Annotated in this window: 17 protein-coding genes, 1 pseudogene and 1 other annotated feature; of the genes and pseudogenes, 8 read left to right on the top strand and 10 right to left on the bottom strand. The window is 53.4% G+C overall.

The features are described 5' to 3' along the window. Nucleotides 1-33: 33 nt before the first annotated feature. From hisIE to hisL, 9 genes are all read right to left on the bottom strand, one after another. Nucleotides 34-645 carry a bifunctional phosphoribosyl-AMP cyclohydrolase/phosphoribosyl-ATP diphosphatase HisIE gene (gene hisIE, locus HV311_RS08925; protein WP_191220997.1) on the bottom strand — a complete coding sequence of 204 codons (612 nt, stop codon included), beginning with the start codon at nt 643-645 and terminating at the stop codon, nt 34-36. Next, nucleotides 639-1,415, bottom strand: coding sequence for an imidazole glycerol phosphate synthase subunit HisF (gene hisF / locus HV311_RS08930; protein WP_019077116.1), 777 nt, complete (start codon nt 1,413-1,415; stop codon nt 639-641). The genes hisIE and hisF overlap by 7 nt, the downstream gene beginning before the upstream one ends. Continuing rightward, nucleotides 1,397-2,134: a 1-(5-phosphoribosyl)-5-[(5-phosphoribosylamino)methylideneamino]imidazole-4-carboxamide isomerase gene (gene hisA, locus HV311_RS08935; protein ID WP_191220998.1), complete on the bottom strand. Its 738-nt coding sequence runs from the start codon at nt 2,132-2,134 to the stop codon at nt 1,397-1,399. The genes hisF and hisA overlap by 19 nt, the downstream gene beginning before the upstream one ends. Next, nucleotides 2,134-2,724, bottom strand: a complete 591-nt coding sequence (gene hisH, locus HV311_RS08940; protein WP_003030129.1) for an imidazole glycerol phosphate synthase subunit HisH — start codon at nt 2,722-2,724, stop codon at nt 2,134-2,136. Before hisH ends, hisA begins: the two co-directional genes overlap by 1 nt. Continuing rightward, nucleotides 2,724-3,791: a bifunctional histidinol-phosphatase/imidazoleglycerol-phosphate dehydratase HisB gene (gene hisB, locus HV311_RS08945; RefSeq protein ID WP_016153556.1), complete on the bottom strand. Its 1,068-nt coding sequence runs from the start codon at nt 3,789-3,791 to the stop codon at nt 2,724-2,726. Before hisB ends, hisH begins: the two co-directional genes overlap by 1 nt. Continuing rightward, the gene (hisC, locus tag HV311_RS08950) at nt 3,788-4,867 is read right to left on the bottom strand and encodes a histidinol-phosphate transaminase (RefSeq protein WP_016156893.1); all 1,080 of its coding nucleotides are present in this window, start codon (nt 4,865-4,867) and stop codon (nt 3,788-3,790) included. Before hisC ends, hisB begins: the two co-directional genes overlap by 4 nt. After that, a complete protein-coding gene (gene hisD / locus HV311_RS08955; protein WP_191220999.1) occupies nt 4,864-6,168 on the bottom strand; it encodes a histidinol dehydrogenase in 1,305 nt (434 codons plus the stop codon). Before hisD ends, hisC begins: the two co-directional genes overlap by 4 nt. Nucleotides 6,169-6,173: 5 nt before the next feature. Beyond that, nucleotides 6,174-7,073 (bottom strand): ATP phosphoribosyltransferase, encoded by a 900-nt coding sequence (hisG, locus tag HV311_RS08960; protein WP_003834191.1) that lies wholly within the window; start codon nt 7,071-7,073, stop codon nt 6,174-6,176. A gap of 45 nt (nt 7,074-7,118) precedes the next feature. Then, nucleotides 7,119-7,241 (bottom strand) — a sequence feature (His leader region). Then, nucleotides 7,217-7,264: a his operon leader peptide gene (gene hisL, locus HV311_RS08965; protein ID WP_100250077.1), complete on the bottom strand. Its 48-nt coding sequence runs from the start codon at nt 7,262-7,264 to the stop codon at nt 7,217-7,219. (Overlaps the previous feature by 25 nt.) Nucleotides 7,265-7,438: 174 nt before the next feature. Here hisL and HV311_RS08970 point away from each other — a divergent pair, with 174 nt between their 5' ends. The 4 genes and pseudogenes from HV311_RS08970 to plaP all read left to right on the top strand — a co-directional run bounded on the left by HV311_RS08970 (nt 7,439) and on the right by plaP (nt 10,864). Next, the gene (locus tag HV311_RS08970) at nt 7,439-8,263 is read left to right on the top strand and encodes an SDR family oxidoreductase (protein ID WP_016156891.1); all 825 of its coding nucleotides are present in this window, start codon (nt 7,439-7,441) and stop codon (nt 8,261-8,263) included. 40 nt (nt 8,264-8,303) lie between these two features. Beyond that, nucleotides 8,304-9,288, top strand: a pseudogene (locus HV311_RS08975) (LysR substrate-binding domain-containing protein). A 162-nt stretch (nt 9,289-9,450) separates the two neighbouring features. Continuing rightward, nucleotides 9,451-9,513: a membrane protein YoeI gene (gene yoeI / locus HV311_RS28220; protein ID WP_099045591.1), complete on the top strand. Its 63-nt coding sequence runs from the start codon at nt 9,451-9,453 to the stop codon at nt 9,511-9,513. After that, complete coding sequence (gene plaP, locus HV311_RS08985; RefSeq protein ID WP_016153551.1) at nt 9,503-10,864, top strand: putrescine/proton symporter PlaP; 1,362 nt, start codon at nt 9,503-9,505, stop codon at nt 10,862-10,864. Before yoeI ends, plaP begins: the two co-directional genes overlap by 11 nt. A gap of 60 nt (nt 10,865-10,924) precedes the next feature. On the opposite strand, the gene sbcB is transcribed toward plaP, so the two are convergent. Continuing rightward, complete coding sequence (sbcB, locus tag HV311_RS08990) at nt 10,925-12,349, bottom strand: exodeoxyribonuclease I (protein WP_019077110.1); 1,425 nt, start codon at nt 12,347-12,349, stop codon at nt 10,925-10,927. Between the two features lie 397 nt (nt 12,350-12,746). On the opposite strand from sbcB, the gene phsA reads away from it, so the two are divergent. The 4 genes from phsA to dacD all read left to right on the top strand — a co-directional run bounded on the left by phsA (nt 12,747) and on the right by dacD (nt 17,688). Next, nucleotides 12,747-15,020 carry a thiosulfate reductase PhsA gene (gene phsA / locus HV311_RS08995; RefSeq protein WP_191221000.1) on the top strand — a complete coding sequence of 758 codons (2,274 nt, stop codon included), beginning with the start codon at nt 12,747-12,749 and terminating at the stop codon, nt 15,018-15,020. A gap of 14 nt (nt 15,021-15,034) precedes the next feature. Then, nucleotides 15,035-15,613, top strand: a complete 579-nt coding sequence (gene phsB / locus HV311_RS09000) for a thiosulfate reductase electron transport protein PhsB (protein WP_016153548.1) — start codon at nt 15,035-15,037, stop codon at nt 15,611-15,613. After that, on the top strand, nt 15,610-16,377 hold the full coding sequence (gene phsC, locus HV311_RS09005) for a thiosulfate reductase cytochrome B subunit (protein ID WP_032319018.1): 768 nt from the start codon (nt 15,610-15,612) through the stop codon (nt 16,375-16,377). Before phsB ends, phsC begins: the two co-directional genes overlap by 4 nt. Nucleotides 16,378-16,515: 138 nt before the next feature. Next, a complete protein-coding gene (gene dacD, locus HV311_RS09010; protein WP_032931656.1) occupies nt 16,516-17,688 on the top strand; it encodes a serine-type D-Ala-D-Ala carboxypeptidase DacD in 1,173 nt (390 codons plus the stop codon). Nucleotides 17,689-17,736 lie beyond the last annotated feature (48 nt).

The raw sequence follows: 17,736 nt of genomic DNA on the forward strand, positions 1-17,736 counted from the left end.
TAAAGATACCGGCATAGTGCCGGTATCTGTCTATTACTGATGTCTTTTGCGTAAATTCTCAATCACCGTCGTCAGATCCAGGTCCTGGTCCTGCAGCAGAACCAGCAGGTGATACATCAGATCAGAGGCTTCATTGGTCAGTTCGAAACGATCGTTCACGGTTGCGGCCAGCGCGGTCTCTACGCCTTCTTCGCCTACCTTCTGGGCAATACGTTTAGTGCCGCTGGCATACAGCTTCGCAGTGTAGGAGCTTGCCGGGTCAGCGGTTTTACGTTCGGCCAGTAGTTGCTCCAGTTGATACAGGAACAGCCACTGGTGGCTGGCATCGGCAAAGCAGCTTGAGGTGCCTTTATGGCAGGTCGGGCCAATCGGGTTAACCAGCACCAGCAGGGTGTCGTTGTCGCAGTCGGGCGCGATGCTCACCACGTTCAGGAAGTGACCGGAGGTTTCTCCTTTGGTCCACAGACGCTGCTTGGTCCGCGAGAAAAAGGTCACTTTGCCGCTTTCAAGCGTTTTATCCAGTGCTTCCGGGTTCATATAACCCAGCATTAGTACCTCACCGGAAACCGCATGCTGCACGATGACTGGCATCAGTCCATCGGTTTTTTCCCAGTCCAGCTCGCGGCATTGTTGCTTCGTTAACATATCCTGATCTCCACGCCCTGTGTTGCCAGGTACGCTTTTAATTCGCCAATATTAATAATTTGCTTGTGAAAGACGGAGGCGGCAAGCGCGCCGTCAACGTCTGCGTCCCGGAAGGCTTCAAGGAAGTGTTCCATGGTGCCCGCGCCGCCGGAGGCAATCAGCGGTACGTGGCACACGTCGCGCACTTTTTTCAGCTGTTCCAGATCGTAGCCGTTGCGTACGCCGTCCTGGTTCATCATGTTCAGGACGATTTCGCCTGCGCCGCGTTTTTGTACTTCCTGCACCCAGTCCAGCGTTTCCCACTGCGTGACGCGGGTACGGCTTTCATCCCCGGTATATTGATTAACATGATATTTGCCGGTTTCGGCGTCATACCAGGTATCAATGCCTACCACGATACACTGCACGCCAAAGCGGTCAGCCAGACGAGTGATAAGCTCCGGTTCGGCCAGCGCCGGGGAGTTGATAGAGATTTTATCCGCCCCGAAGGAGAGGATGCGCGCCGCATCGTCGATGGATTTAATGCCACCGGCAACGCAGAACGGAATATCGATCACTTCCGCCACGCGAGATACCCAGCTTTTATCCACTACGCGGCCATCGCTGGAGGCGGTGATATCGTAGAACACCAGTTCATCTGCGCCTTCATCGGCATAGCGTTTTGCCAGCGGGACAATGTCACCAATAATCTCGTGATTGCGAAACTGGACGCCTTTTACCACCTGTCCATCACGAACGTCCAGACAAGGAATTATGCGTTTTGCCAGCATTGAATGGCCTCCTCAACGGTGAACTTACCTTCCAGCAGGGCGCGTCCGACGATCACGCCGCGTACGCCGGTTCCACGCAGGGCTGCTACGTCCTCGATCCCGCCAATGCCGCCAGATGACTGGAATGCTACCTGCGGATATTTGGCGCACACTTCTTCATAAAGCGCGACGTTTGAGCCAGCCAGCGTACCGTCGCGGGAGATATCGGTGCACAGCACGTGCTTCAGGCCGACGGGTAAATAGGTCTCAACCAGTTCTTCCAGATAAACCCCGGAATCTTCCTGCCAACCGCTAACCGCTACCTGTTTATTACCGCGCTCGTCAATACGAACGTCCAGCGCCAGCACCAGCGCGTCGGCGCCAAAACGGGCAAACCAACTCTTGACTACCTCGGGGGATTTTACTGCCGTCGAACCTACCACCACGCGCGCCACGCCTGCGTCAAGCAGCGCCGCAACGTCCGATTCAGTACGCACGCCACCGCCAACCTGTACCGGAACATTGACACCTGCGACCAGCGTTTTAATCAGCGGGATCTGCCGCTGCGCCGGGTCTTTCGCGCCAGTTAAATCAACCAGGTGCAGTACTTCGGCACCCTGAGCTGCGTAATCCTGTAAACGGGGGAGAGGATCGTTGCCATAATCACGTTGCGTTGCGTAATCGCCCTGATGAAGACGCACCACCGTGCCGTCGATTAAATCTAATGCCGGAATAATCATTACATCTCCAGAAAGTTTTTCAGCAACTGCGCCCCAGCCGCGCCCGAGCGTTCAGGGTGAAACTGCACGCCAAAGAAATTGTCCTTTTGTACTGCCGCGGTAAATGGTTCGCCGTAATGGCACTGGGCGATGGTCCACGGGTTCACCGGCATAGCATAGCTGTGTACAAAGTAGAAATATGCGCCATCTTCAATGCCCTGGAACAGACGATTTCCCGCCTGCGGATAGACGCGATTCCAGCCCATATGCGGCAGCGGCAGACCGAAATCGGTCATCTTCGGAACGTCCTGCTCAATAATGCCCAGCAGAGAGACACCGTTACTCTCTTCGCTGCGGCGGCCAAGTAGTTGCATGCCTAAGCAGATCCCCAGTACCGGTTGCGTACAGGCTTTAATCAGTTCAATCAGTTCACGCTCGTGCAACTGGTCCATAGCCGCCTGAGCGGTACCGACGCCCGGCAGAAACAGTTTATCGGCACGCAGCACCACGTCCGGGTCACGGCTGACAACCGGGTCGTATCCATGGCGTGCGACGGCGGATTTCACCGAGTGCAGGTTGGCGCAGCCGGTATCAAGGATCACCACGTTCATTACAGCACTCCTTTTGAGGAGGGCAGCGTATCGCCTTCTACGCGAATAGCCTGACGCAGCGTACGACCAAAGGCTTTAAACAGGCTCTCCACACGGTGGTGGTCATTTTTCCCTTTGGTTTTCAGGTGCAAGGTGACACCCATGGTGTAAGAGAGTGAACGGAAGAAGTGTTCAATCATCTCTGTGCTCAGATCGCCAACGCGCTGGTAGGTAAACTCCGCGCGGTATTCCAGGTGCGGACGCCCTGAGATATCCAGCGCGCAACGTGCCAGGCACTCGTCCATCGGCAGCACAAAACCAAAACGGTTGATACCGCGTTTATCGCCTAATGCCAGCTTTAAGGCTTCACCCAGCGCCAGACCGGTATCTTCAACGGTGTGGTGATCGTCAATATACAGATCGCCTTTGACGGCTATTTCCATGCGAAAACCGCCGTGGGTGGCGATTTGATCCAGCATGTGGTCAAAGAAGCCAACGCCGGTATTGATTTTGCTACGGCCTTCGCGGTCCAGCCAGACTTTGACGTCAATCTGCGTCTCTTTGGTATTGCGCTCAACGTGCGCGTAACGGTCTCGTTTGGTCAACTGCTCGCCGATCATCGCCCAGTTCAGGGTGTCACGGTGGTAGCGTAATCCGCTAATGCCCATGTTTTCTGCGAGCTGAATATCGGTCGCCCGATCACCAATGACGTAGCTGTTTGCCACATCCATGGCCTGTTCAACCAGATACTGCTCAACCAGTTTCACTTTTGGCTTACGGCAATCACACGCGTCCGCTGGCAGGTGCGGGCAGATCAGCACCTCATCGAATGCTACGCCCTGAGAGGTGAATATTTGCATCATCAGGTTATGCGGACCGTCAAAATCGGCCTGCGGGAAGCTCTGCGTACCGAGTCCATCCTGGTTAGTAATCATCACCAGCTTAAAGCCGGCTTTTTGCAGCTTCAGCAAAACGGGAACGACGTCCGGCTCGAAGGCGAGTTTGTCAAAGCGATCGACCTGAAAGTCACTTGGCGGTTCGGAAATCAGGGTTCCATCACGGTCAATAAAAAGATACTTCTGGCTCATACTTGCTCCGCACGTAAGGCGTCAATGACGCGCTGGCTCTCTTCGCGGGTTCCGACAGTAATTCGCAGGCAGCCGCTTAATGAAGGTTGTTTATTCTGATCTCGTAAGATAATGCCCTGATCCCACAAAGATTTAAATACGCTGCTTGATGCGGTGAAGCGCGCCAGAACATAGTTAGTTTCAGAGTCAAAAACCTGCTCTACACAGCGAATGGTTTTCAGGTTCTCCACCAGATACTGACGCTCTTGCAGGATCTGCTCTACGCGTTGGCGCATGGCGGAAATCCCTTGTGGCGTCAGCGCCTGGGCGGCGATATCCGCTACCGGGGTAGAAAGCGGGTAGGGGGCAATCACCTTTAACAGCAGATTGATAACCTCTTCATTCGCCAGCGTAAATCCGCAGCGTAAACCGGCGAGAGCAAACGCTTTGGACAGCGTGCGTAATACTGCCAGATGCGGATACTCAGACAGCCAGCCTGCCAGCGTAGCCTGCGGACAAAACTCAATATAGGCCTCATCAGCGACCACGATGGCTTTACCCTGCGTCATTTCGAGCAGTGAACGTAGGTCCTGCGGATTTATCAGCTGGCCGGTCGGGTTATTGGGGCTGCATACGTAGACCACTTTCACGCCATCAAGCTTGTCCGCGATACCTTGTAAATCCAGCTGCCAGTTATCCAGGGTCGGGACGGTGCGGCATTCAACGCCAATCGTTTCGGCGCTGACGCTGTACATGCCGTAAGTCGGCGGACAGTAGAGAATGGCATCTTTACCGGGTTCGCAAAAAGCGCGCACCAGCAGTTCGATCCCTTCATCTGCGCCGCGGCTGACCAGCACCTGTTCTGGTTTGACGCCAGCATATTGCGCGTAATTCTCAATTACGGCTTTCGGCTGACACTCCGGATAGCGGTTCAGCGTCTGCTGGCGTAGCTGGAACTCAACGGCGGTTGGGTACTCATTCGCGTTGAGCCACACGTCCCCGTTACCGCCAAGACGACGGGCAGACTGATAGGGCGTTAACTCGCGAACATTCTTACGGGCTAAATCAGTGACGCTGAGAAAGTTGTCAGTGCTCATGCTTGCTCCTTCAGGGCGTTAACGCGCAGGGTGACGGCATTTTTGTGGGCAGTCAGTCGTTCAGCCGCGGCCAGTGTTTCAATGGTGGAGGCCAGGGCAGAGAAACCTTGGGGAGTTAATTCCTGTACCGTCATCCGTTTCTGGAAATCAGCCAGCCCAAGGCTTGAGCAGGTTGCGGTATAGCCGTAGGTCGGAAGAACGTGGTTGGTGCCGGAAGCATAGTCACCAGCCGACTCAGGAGACCAGTCACCCAGGAATACCGAACCAGCGCTGGTGATATCGTCAACCAGTTCACGCGCGTTACGGGTCTGAATAATCAGGTGCTCTGGGCCGTAGGCGTTAGAGATGGCCACGCATTGCTCAAGATCTCTGGCGACGATCAGTCGACTGGCGGCGAGCGCCTGACGTGCGGTGTCGGCGCGGGAAAGCTCGGCAAGCTGGCGTTCAACGGCTTTGGCCACGCCTTCGGCAAGCGTAGCGTCTGGCGTCAGCAGGATAACCTGCGAGTCGGGGCCGTGTTCGGCCTGAGAAAGCAGGTCGGAAGCAACAAAGTCAGGCGTTGCGCCGCTGTCGGCAATAACCAGCACTTCAGACGGGCCCGCAGGCATGTCGATAGCCGCGCCGTCAAGACGTTGGCTGACCTGACGTTTGGCTTCGGTCACATACGCATTGCCTGGCCCGAAGATTTTATCGACCTTAGGAATAGATTCGGTACCCAGCGCCAGCGCGGCAATGGCCTGCGCGCCGCCCACGTTGAACACCTCTTTTACGCCACACAGTTGCGCGGCGTAGAGGATTTCATCGGCAATCGGCGGCGGTGAGCAGAGCACCACTTTTTTGCAGCCAGCGATACGCGCCGGGGTCGCCAGCATTAATACGGTCGAGAAGAGCGGTGCCGATCCCCCAGGAATATACAGGCCTACGGAGGCGATAGGGCGAGTAATCTGCTGGCAGCGCACGCCAGGCTGAGTTTCAATATCCACTGGCGGCAGAATTTGCGCGGTGTGGAACGCATCAATATTACGCACCGCCGCCTGCATGGCTTGTTTCAGCTCGGCGCTCAGGCGGCTACTGGCTTGCTGAATTTCTTCTTCGGTGACGCGCAGCGCGCCGACCTCGGTTTTGTCAAACTTAGCACTGTATTCACGCAGCGCCCGGTCGCCGTTATTTTTGACGTTCTCAAGAATCTCGGCCACCGTGCGGCTGATGCTTTCAGAGGCGGATATCGCCGGGCGCATCAGCAGTTCGCGCTGCTGCTCGGGGCTACGGCTATTCCAGTCGATCAGGGTATTGAAGCTCATGGCTATCACTCCATCATCTTCTCAATCGGCAGCACCAGAATGGAGCTGGCGCCGAGCGCTTTCAATTTTTCCATCGTTTCCCAGAACAGGGTTTCGCTGCTGACCATGTGCATGGCTACGCGCTGTTGGTCACCTGCCAGTGGCAGAATGGTAGGGCGCTCAGCGCCTGGCAGCAGGGCGATGACTTCGTCCAGACGTTCGCTCGGCGCGTGCATCATGATGTATTTTGATTCACGAGCCTGAATAACCCCCTGAATACGGGTCAGCAGTTTGTCGATCAGTTGTTGCTTGGCTTCGGCCATTTCGCCGTCGCGCTGAATCAGGCAGGCTTTAGAGCGGTAAATCACTTCCACTTCACGCAGACCGTTGGCTTCAAGCGTGGCTCCGGTTGACACCAGATCGCAAATCGCATCAGCCAGACCTGCGCGGGGAGCGACTTCTACAGAGCCGTTTAACAGACAGGATTTAAACGACACCCCTTTTTGATCAAGATAACGTTTAAGCAGGTGTGGGTAAGAGGTAGCGATACGCTTACCGTTCAGCGCTGCCGGGCCATCCCAGGCTTCATCAACCGGGGTAGCCAGCGAAAGACGGCAGCCGCCGAAGTCCAGACGACGCAAGGTAAAATAGCGTGGATCTTCACCCTGGGCCCGGCGGTTGAGCAGTTCCTCTTCGAGAACGTTTTCCCCGATGATGCCGAGATCTACGACGCCGTCCATCACCAGACCCGGGATATCATCATCACGCACGCGCAGAATATCGATCGGCATATTCTCAGCCATCGCGATCAGGCGCTGGGTGTGAAGATTAATTTTAATGCCGCAACGGGCCAGCAATTCGCGTGAATCATCGCTTAAACGACCTGATTTCTGCATAGCTATGCGTAAACGGGTGTTATCTAACATTCTTTATTCCTCGTTATCCTGTCTGAATCAGTTTGGGTCACGCACAAAAAAAAGCCCCCGGAAGAAATCTTCCGGGGGCTTTCTCATACGCTCATGCTCCGCTGGAAGATTTAAATGTCTCCCAGCACACATCGCCTGAAAGACTAGTCAGGATGATGGTGATGATGGTGTTTGAATTGAGCGCGTGTCATAAATTTTCTCGATGAATGTTTATTCATTTGATGTCTTTTAACCTAAACCACTTTAGCTACGGAAAGCAAGGGCTTTTTTTGATCATTAATTCATTTCATATTGATACTATGAATTGTCAGCCACTGTGGGCTAGCGTAGCCTTGCGTTATAGGCCAAAAGTCAGGAGAGAAGGCATGAAAAAGGTCGCAATTGTCGGTTTAGGTTGGTTAGGCATGCCGTTAGCTATGTCGCTGGCGGCGAGAGGCTGGCAGGTTACCGGCAGCAAAACCACATTGGATGGGGTGGAAGCGGCCCGCATGAGTGGTATAGAGAGCTACTCGCTGCGCCTGGAGCCTGAACTGGTCTGTGAGACAGACGATCTCGACGCACTGATGGACGCCGACGCGCTGGTTATTACGCTACCTGCGCGCCGTAGCGGTCCGGGGGAGACATTTTACCTGCAGGCTATGCAGGAGCTGGTCGACAGTGCGCTGGCGTACCGTATCCCGCGGATTATTTTTACCAGTTCGACGTCGGTCTATGGCGATGCACAAGGCATCGTGAAAGAAGGGACTCCGCGTAACCCGGTCACGGCAAGTGGTCGCGTTTTGAAAGAACTTGAAGACTGGTTGCACAATTTACCCGGCACTTCGGTGGATATTTTGCGCCTGGCCGGACTTGTCGGCCCGGGAAGACATCCCGGTCGTTTTTTCGCTGGCAAGACGGCGCCAGATGGACACCATGGCGTCAATCTGGTGCATCTGGATGATGTGGTTTCCGCCATCTCTTTGCTGCTGCAAGCGCCAAAAGGGGGACACATCTATAATATATGTGCGCCTATGCATCCGGCGCGCAATGTGTTCTATCCACAGATGGCCCGCCAGTTGGGGATGGAGCCGCCGGAATTTCGTGGCAATGAGGATAACGGTAAAGGTAAAGTCATTGATGGCAACCGTATTTGTAACGAGCTTGGGTTTGAGTACCAGTATCCTGACCCGCTGGTGATGCCGATGGAGTGACAGACCAGCAGAGTGCCGCTGATACCGCCAGGGGGCGAGTATGAAACCACTGCTGGACGTTCTTATCATCCTCGATGCGTTGGAAAAAGAGGGCAGTTTCGCTGCGGCGTCGGCAAAATTGTTTAAGACGCCGTCTGCGCTTAGCTACACCGTCCATAAGCTGGAAAGCGATCTTAATATTCAGCTACTCGATCGCAGCGGACATCGGGCTAAGTTTACCCGTACCGGGCAGATGCTGCTGGAAAAGGGGCGGGAGGTGTTGCACACCGTCCGCGAACTCGAAAAGCAGGCGATTAAACTTCACGAAGGCTGGGAGAATGAACTGGTTATTGGCGTAGATGATACGTTTCCCTTTTCGCTGCTGGCCCCACTCATCGAATCTTTCTATCAACACCACAGTGTGACGCGCCTGAAATTTATCAATGGCGTGCTGGGCGGCTCCTGGGATGCCCTCACTCAGGGGCGGGCGGATATTATTGTCGGCGCCACACATGAGCCGCCTGCCGCGAGCGAATTTGGCTTTGCGCAGCTAGGGGTTCTGGAGCAGGTGTTTGTGGTTGCGTCGCATCATCCGCTGGCGCAGGAACAGGAGCCGTTGAATCGTCGCACTATTCGGCGTTTTCGCGCGATTGTGGTGGGCGACAATGCACAGCATGCCAACGTCTCGGGCTCTCAGGTGCTCGACGATCAGGAAGCCATCACCGTTTTTGACTTCAAAACCAAGCTGGAACTGCAAATCAGTGGTCTGGGATGCGGCTATATTCCGCGCTATCTGGCGCAGCGATTTCTGGAGAGCGGCGCTCTGATTGAGAAAAAGGTGGTCGCACAAATTATCTTTGAACCCGTGTGGATAGGTTGGAATGAACAGACTGCCGGGTTGGCCAGCGCCTGGTGGCGGGATGAGATTTTAGCAAATAGTGCTATTGCGGGGGTGTATGTTAAAACGGCTGCTGATAAATCAATCAGTTAAGAAAAAATATTCTTTTGTAGTAGCTTCAATCTCTTGTTATTTCTCTCCAAATTAGTGCAAAATACGCCGCTTGCAAAAAATGACATTAACCGACGTTTTAATACGCGTCGGTTATTTTTTTGCATCAAACCAATCATTCATAAAAGAGGCCGGGCTTCGTACCGGATAGATACTTACTTAAAAATCGACAGTTGTTGTCGCTGAGGATTAACAAAAAATGGGGCAATTTTTTGCTTACGCGACGGTTTTCGCCGTAATGGGGGATAACCATGTCGCATAACGCTACTCCAAACACCTCTCGCGTGGAATTACGTAAAACGCTTACGCTGGTTCCGGTTGTCATGATGGGCCTTGCCTATATGCAGCCGATGACGCTGTTCGATACATTCGGTATCGTATCAGGAATGACCGATGGTCACGTCCCGACAGCTTACGCCTTTGCACTGATCGCCATCCTCTTTACCGCACTGAGCTACGGTAAACTGGTGCGTCGCTATCCGTCTGCAGGCTCTGCCTACACTTACGCCCAGAAATCCATTAGCCCGACCGTTGGCTTTATGGTGGGTTGGTCATCACTGCTGGACTACCTGTTCGCACCGATGATCAACATTCTGTTGGCGAAAATTTATTTTGAAGCTCTGGTGCCGTCGATACCGTCATGGATATTCGTGGTGGCGCTGGTGGCCTTTATGACTGCCTTTAACCTGCGCAGCCTGAAATCTGTTGCGAATTTCAACACCGTCATCGTGTTGTTGCAGGTAGTGCTGATTGCAGTGATCCTCGGCATGGTCGTTTATGGCGTGTTCGAAGGGGAAGGTGCCGGTACGCTGGCGAGCAGCCGTCCGTTCTGGTCAGGTGATGCGCATGTGATCCCGATGATCACGGGAGCGACTATTCTGTGCTTCTCGTTCACCGGTTTTGACGGTATCAGCAACCTGTCTGAAGAAACCAAAGACGCTGAACGTGTGATCCCGCGGGCGATTTTCCTGACCGCGCTGATTGGTGGCCTGATCTTTATCGTCTCCACCTATCTGTTGCAGCTGTACTTCCCGGATATCTCACGCTTCAAGGATCCGGACGCTTCGCAGCCGGAAATCATGCTGTATGTCGCTGGTAAGTTCTTCCAGGTTGGCGCGCTGATTTTCTCTACCATTACCGTACTGGCGTCAGGTATGGCGGCGCATGCAGGCGTAGCGCGTCTGATGTATGTGATGGGGCGTGACGGTGTGTTCCCGAAAAGTTTCTTCGGTTATGTCCACCCGAAATGGCGTACTCCGTCCATGAACATCATTCTGGTTGGTGCGATTGCTCTGCTGGCAATTAACTTCGACCTGGTGATGGCGACGGCGCTGATTAACTTCGGTGCGCTGGTGGCGTTTACCTTCGTTAACCTGTCGGTGATCTCCCAGTTCTGGATCCGTGAGAAGCGTAACAAGACGCTGAAAGACCACTTCCAGTATCTGTTCCTGCCTATGTGCGGTGCGCTGACCGTTGGTGCGCTGTGGGTGAACCTGGAAGAGAGCTCAATGGTTCTGGGGCTGATCTGGGCCGCTATTGGTCTGATTTACCTGGCTTGCGTGACCAAAAGCTTCCGTAACCCGGTGCCACAGTACGACGAAGATATCGCGTAATAGCTGTATTTAGATAAAAAAAACCGGAGACATGTTCTCCGGTTTTTTTATACGTGAGAGTTATACAATCTCTTGCGCATACTGCCAGAGTGACTTCAGCAGCATCAGTTTCTCTTTGTTATCTGCATATTGCTGGCTCAGCATCTGCAATTCATTGGCGTAATTTTGCAAAAACTCCGGCGTGAATATTTGACGACGATGGTCCAGCCAGCGCTGCTGTTCGGCTTCATCCAGCGTTCCGGGAAAGTTACGTGCGCGGTAGTTAAACAGCAGCTTTTCAATGCGCTTATCGACAAAGGAGATATCCAGCGCCGGTAAATTGCGCGGCTCAGTTTCCAGGACGATTTTCATTGCGGCACGGTCAGCATCGCTGAAAAAACCATTGTACAACTGTGCGTCTACGTTATCTGATGGCGTAAAGGGTTCCGCATCGGCGAAGATGGCCACCACTTTGTCGCGTACCTGCGGATTTTCGCGCAGTACTTTGAGATTATCCAGACAATGCTGGCGGTTAATGCCAAGGCGATCGGCATCTTCCGGGCGCAAGGTATTCGCCTGTGCCAGTACCGGGCATTTGTTGATGTGCACCAGTTTAACCGGCACGGCTGGGTTATCTCCCAGATCAGCCTTAGCAGTGTAGAGCCGCTCACGCAGCGCGTCGCTGTCCAGTTCGAGCAGCGGTGAAATATCACCGGCTAAGTCGACCATAATCACCGCGTTGCGATTCTCAGGATGCCAGGCTAATGGCGCCACCCAACTGGTGTTGCCGCGCCATGCGCCGAACATCCCCGAAACATGGACCAGCGGCTTCATTTGCGGGACATCAATCAGTGCGGCCAGCTTGTGCTTATTGCGATGGCTGTAGAGATAATCAAACAGGCGCGGCTGGCGCGACTTCACTAATTGCGCCATGGCAATTGTGGCGTATACATCGGCCATCGCATCGTGGGCATTGGCATGTTCAATACCGTTGGCTTTGGTCAAATGCTCCAGGCGAAAGCTGGGTAAGCCGTCGTCGTTTTCCGGCCAGTTAATTCCTTCAGGACGCAAGGCATAGCAGGCGCGCATCACATCCAGCAGATCCCAGCGTGAATTATCGTTCTGCCAGCTCCAGGCGTAGGGATCGTAGAAATTGCGATACAGGATGTTGCGCGTCACTTCATCATCGAAGCGCACGTTGTTATAGCCCAGGATACAGGTTTTCGGCACGGTGAACAGGGCGTGGATGCGCGCAGCAAAAGCGGCTTCATTTTCTCCTTTTTCACGCGCTTCTTGCGGTGTGATACCGGTTATCAGCACCGCCTCAGGTTGCGGCAGATAGTCGTCTGCGGGTTTGCAATAAAAGACTTCAGGTTCACCGATGATGTTGAAATCGCTATCTGTTCGGATAGCCGCAAATTGCGCGGGTCTGTCCAGCGCCGGATGGGTACCAAAGGTCTCGTAATCGTGAAAGAGAAAACCAGGTTGCTGCTTGCCGTCATTCATTGTTCAGTTATGTCCGGGATCAATTTAGCGCTCGTCCAAGAATACCAAAAAATAGCGAGGTAATCAGCAATGCGATTATCAATGCTGAATGATGTACGCAATAAAATTGAGATGAACAGGCTTTAATAGAATTGATTAATAAATTTTGCACTGTTAAGGGAAATTACTGGAATAAATTTTCTGAAATCTATGAGCTGATAAATAATATAAATGAGAACCATTATTGTTATTTAGTGCTGATTTGTTGTGTTCTGGAAATTTTAAAATTCTTTTATAAACAATGGGTTTTTATTTTGGCGGTTAGCTGCTCTATATTCTAATGAAATGTGAGTGAGGTTAAAAATTAATAATTTAAACACCATATAATAATTGGATATATCTAATAACAGGAGGTTATATGAGCATTAGTCGGCGTAATTTTTTGCGAGGAGTGGGTGTCGGTTGCTCAGCCTGCGCGATAGGCAGTTTTCCGCCAGGCGCACTGGCGCGAAATTCTCCAGAGAGCATTAAGGGGAAAACATCTCTGACGCCAAGCTTGTGCGAAATGTGTTCTTATCGTTGCCCAATACAGGCACAGGTAATTAATAACAAGACGGTTTTTATTCAGGGGAACCCTAATGCGCCTCAACAAGGCACGCGTGTCTGCGCGCGCGGAGGCAGTGGTGTTAGCCTGGTCAACGACCCGCACCGTATTGTTAAACCCATGAAACGAACAGGGCCTCGCGGCAGCGGAGAATGGCAGGTTATTAGTTGGGAACAGGCTTACAAAGAAATTGCCGAAAAAATGACGGCAATAAAAGCGCAGCATGGTCCTCAGGGGGTCGTATTCTCTTCCAAATCCGGTTCGCTTTCGGGTCATTTATTTCAGCTGGCAACGGCGTTTGGATCGCCAAACACCTTTACGCATGCGTCGACATGCCCCGCCGGAAAATCGATTGCCGCCAAAGTGATGATGGGTGGCGATTTGGCTATGGATATCGCCAATACCCGTTATATGGTCTCTTTTGGCCACAATCTCTATGAAGGTATTGAGGTTGCCGAAACGCATGAACTGATGACCGCGCAGGAAAAGGGCGCAAAAATGGTCAGCTTCGATCCCCGTTTGTCAGTCTTCTCCAGCAAGGCGGATGAATGGCATGCGCTCAAGCCGGGCGGCGACTTGCCGGTGTTAATGGCCATGTGTCACGTCATGATTAATGAACATCTGTATGACGCGGACTTCGTAGCGCGCTACACCACAGGGTTTGACCAACTGGCAGAAGCAGTACAAGAGACCACGCCGGAATGGGCGCAAAAGCAGGCTGACGTGCCTGCTGATGTCATTGTTCGGGTCACCCGCGAAATGGCCGCCTGTGCGCCTCATGCTATCGTCAGCCCTGGCCATCGCGCGACGTTTTCGCAAGAAGAAATTGATATGCGGCGTATGATTTTCCCCCTCAATGCGCTGCTGGGAAATATTGAGCGTGAAGGGGGCTTGTACCAGAAAAAAGCCGCGGCAACCTACAATAAGCTGGCCGGAGAGAAGGTCGCTCCGGTGCTGGCAAAACCTGATGCCAAATTGCCCAAGCCAATGGCGCAGCGCATCGATTTGATTGCCCCACAATTCAAATACATCGCGGCGGGCGGCGGCGTGGTGCAAAGCATCATCGATGCCGTGTTAAACCAGACGCCGTATCCGGTGAAGGGATGGATTATGTCCCGCCACAATCCTTTCCAAACCGTGACCTGTCGGCCTGATCTGGTCAAAACCGTCGAACAACTCGATCTGGTGGTCAGTTGCGATGTCTATTTAAGCGAAAGCGCGGCATATGCCGATTATCTGTTACCCGAATGCACCTACCTTGAACGCGATGAAGAAGTCTCTGACATGTCGGGCCTGAATCCGGCCTATGCCCTGCGCCAGCAGGTTGTAGAGCCGATAGGGGATGCGCGTCCGAGCTGGCAAATCTGGAAAGAGCTGGCCGTGCAGTTAGGTCTTGGGCAGTTCTACCCCTGGCAGGATATGCAGACGCGGCAGCTGTACCAGCTTAATGGTGATCATGCGCTTTCCGCTGAACTGCGTCAGAAAGGATATCTGGAGTGGGGGATTCCGCTGCTGCTGCGGGAACCTGAAGCAGTGCGTCAGTTTGTGGCGCGTTATCCGGGCGCGGTGGCGGTTGACGGCGACGGTACCTATGGCGAGCAACTGCGCTTTAAATCCCCGTCTGGAAAAATTGAACTGTACTCTGAAGAGCTGGAAGCACTTTTGCCTGGCTACGGTATTCCGCGCGCCCGCAATTTTGCCCTCAAAGGCGACAATGAACTCTATTTTATTCAGGGAAAAGTGGCGGTGCATACCAACGGCGCGACGCAATATGTACCGCTGCTGAGTGAGCTGATGTGGGATAACGCGGTGTGGATCCACCCGCAAACGGCCCGTGAAAAAGGCATCAAAAACGGCGATGAGATTTGGCTGGAAAATGCGACCGGTAAGGAAAAAGGCAAAGCGCTGGTTACTGCCGGAATTCGACCCGATACGCTGTTCGTTTATATGGGATTTGGCGCCAAGGCGGGAGCCAAAACCGCGGCGACGACGCACGGTATTCACTGCGGTAATTTGCTTCCGCATGTTACCAGTCCGGTTTCCGGTACGGTGGTGCACACCGCTGGCGTCACGCTTCGTCGGGCATGAGAAAGGAGAACATCATGAATCAATCAACAAACCCTTATGTCATGCTGCATGACGAGAAACGCTGTATTGGCTGTCAGGCGTGTACGGTTGCCTGCAAGGTACTGAATGACGTGCCGGAGGGATTTAGTCGCCTACAAGTGCAGATCCGTTCACCCGAACATGAACCCGAGGTGCTGTCCCACTTCCAGTTTGTTCGCGTTTCCTGTCAGCATTGTGAAGATGCGCCGTGCGTCAGCGTCTGTCCTACCGGCGCTTCATTTCGTGACGAAAATGGCATTGTGCAAGTGGATAAGTCTCGCTGTATTGGTTGTGACTACTGCGTTGCCGCTTGCCCGTTCCATGTCCGCTACCTCAACCCACAAACGGGGATTGCCGACAAATGTAACTTCTGCGCCGATACTCGCCTGGAGGTCGGACAATCGCCAGCCTGCGTTTCCGTTTGTCCGACGGATGCGCTGAAGTTTGGACGTCGCGATGACCCGGAAATTCAGCACTGGATTAATCAAAAAGAGGTTTATCGCCAGCAGGATACGCGTAGCGGCCCGGTAAGTGTCTATCGGCGTAAAGAGATCCATCAGGAGGGTAATGTATGAATTCTATCTGGGGAGCAGAGCTTAACTATGCGCCGGACTACTGGCCGCTGTGGCTCATTTATGCAGGCGTTATTATTGTGCTGATGATTGCGGGCCTGGTAACGCACGCGCTGTTACGTCGGATGCTGGCGCCCAAAACGGCAACCGGCGAAGAGCATCGGGACTACCTTTATTCGCTGGCGGTCCGCCGCTGGCACTGGGGTAATGCGCTGCTCTTTATCCTGCTTCTGCTGAGCGGCCTGTTTGGCCACTTTTCTGTCGGACCGGTGGCCTTAATGGTGCAGGTACATACCTGGTGTGGCTTCGCATTGCTGGCCTTCTGGATTGGCTTTGTGTTAATAAACGCAACCAGCGGCAACGGCTGCCATTATCGCGTGAAATTTAGCGGGTTGATATCACGCTGCCTGCTGCAAACACGCTTTTATCTGTATGGCATTATGAAAGGTGAGCCGCACCCGTTTGCCGCAACAGCAGAGGACAAATTTAACCCGCTGCAACAGCTGGCCTACCTGGCCATCATGTACGCACTGGTTCCACTACTGATCATCACCGGGTTGCTATGTCTCTACCCGCAGGTGGTAGGGGCGGGGCCGGTGATGCTGGTGCTGCATATGGCGTTAGCGATTGTGGGCTTACTGTTCATCTGCGCGCATATTTACCTGTGCACGCTGGGTGACACGCCAGGGCAAATTTTTCGCAGTATGATCGATGGTTATCACCGCCATCGCAGTCATCATGCAGAGACCGCGCCGCGTAAAGGGTAGCTCCGGCGAGGTTTGTCTCTGAAACCCTTTCCTGATAGCAAGAAAATGTGCCTTATGTCACATTTTCTTGCAATTTATCCATGTTTGTTCGACAGAACTTCCGTAAAAAGAACGGCTATTTCTCCCTTTCCTGAGGACATGCTGTTGAAACGCCGTTTGTTTATTGCCGCTTCACTATTAACTATGAGTTTTTCGCCCGCCTGGGCGAGCGATGCCGTGAGCTTCGCCCCACAACCTCCTGCGATTACTGCCGGGGCATGGGTGTTAATGGATTACACCACGGGCCAAATCCTGACAGCCGGTAATGAACACCAGCAGCGCAATCCTGCCAGCCTGACGAAACTGATGACTGGCTATGTTGTCGATCGCGCAATTGACAGCAAGCGTATTAGTCCGACAGATATTGTGACCGTCGGGCGCGATGCATGGGCAAAAGATAATCCGGTATTTGTCGGTTCATCCTTGATGTTCCTGAAAGAAGGGGATCGCGTTTCGGTACGTGACCTCAGCCGTGGGTTAATTGTTGATTCCGGTAATGATGCCTGCGTGGCACTGGCGGATTACATCGCCGGAGGGCAGCCGCAGTTTGTCGCGATGATGAACAACTATGCGCAAAAACTGAACCTGCAGGACACCCATTTTGAAACGGTACATGGTCTGGATGCGCCGGGTCAGCATAGCTCGGCGTACGACCTGGCCGTGCTGTCCCGCGCTATCATCCACGGGGAACCGGATTTCTACCATATGTACAGTGAGAAAAGCCTTACCTGGAACGGCATCACACAGCAAAATCGTAACGGTTTGTTGTGGGATAAAACCATGAACGTAGATGGCCTGAAGACAGGGCATACGTCCGGTGCCGGGTTTAACCTGATTGCTTCCGCCGTCGATGGTCAGCGCCGCCTGATTGCGGTGGTGATGGGCGCGGAGAGTGCGAAAGGGCGCGAAGATCAGGCGCGTAAACTGCTGCAATGGGGGCAACACAACTTCGATACAGTGCAGGTTTTGCGTAGCGGTAAGCAGGTTGGCACTGAACGGATCTGGTATGGCGATAAAGAAAAAATCAGCCTCGGAACCGAGCAGGATTTCTGGATGGCCCTGCCTAAAGCAGAAGTCCCTAACATCAAAGCAAAATATGTCCTTGATAAGAAAGAGCTGGTTGCTCCCATCGCTGCGCATCAACGTGTGGGGGAAATTGAACTCTACGATCGGGATAAGCTGGTGGCGCATTGGCCTCTGGTTACGCTGGAATCCGTCGGCGAAGGCGGCGTTTTCTCGCGCCTGAGCGACTATTTCCACCACAAGGCGTAGTTTTTCCTGATGCGTCTGACTGGCAAGAGTGCGAATCTGCTCACATAA

This window comes from Citrobacter sp. RHBSTW-00881 (assembly GCF_013728515.1).
Classification (GTDB): Bacteria; Pseudomonadota; Gammaproteobacteria; order Enterobacterales; family Enterobacteriaceae; genus Citrobacter; species Citrobacter braakii.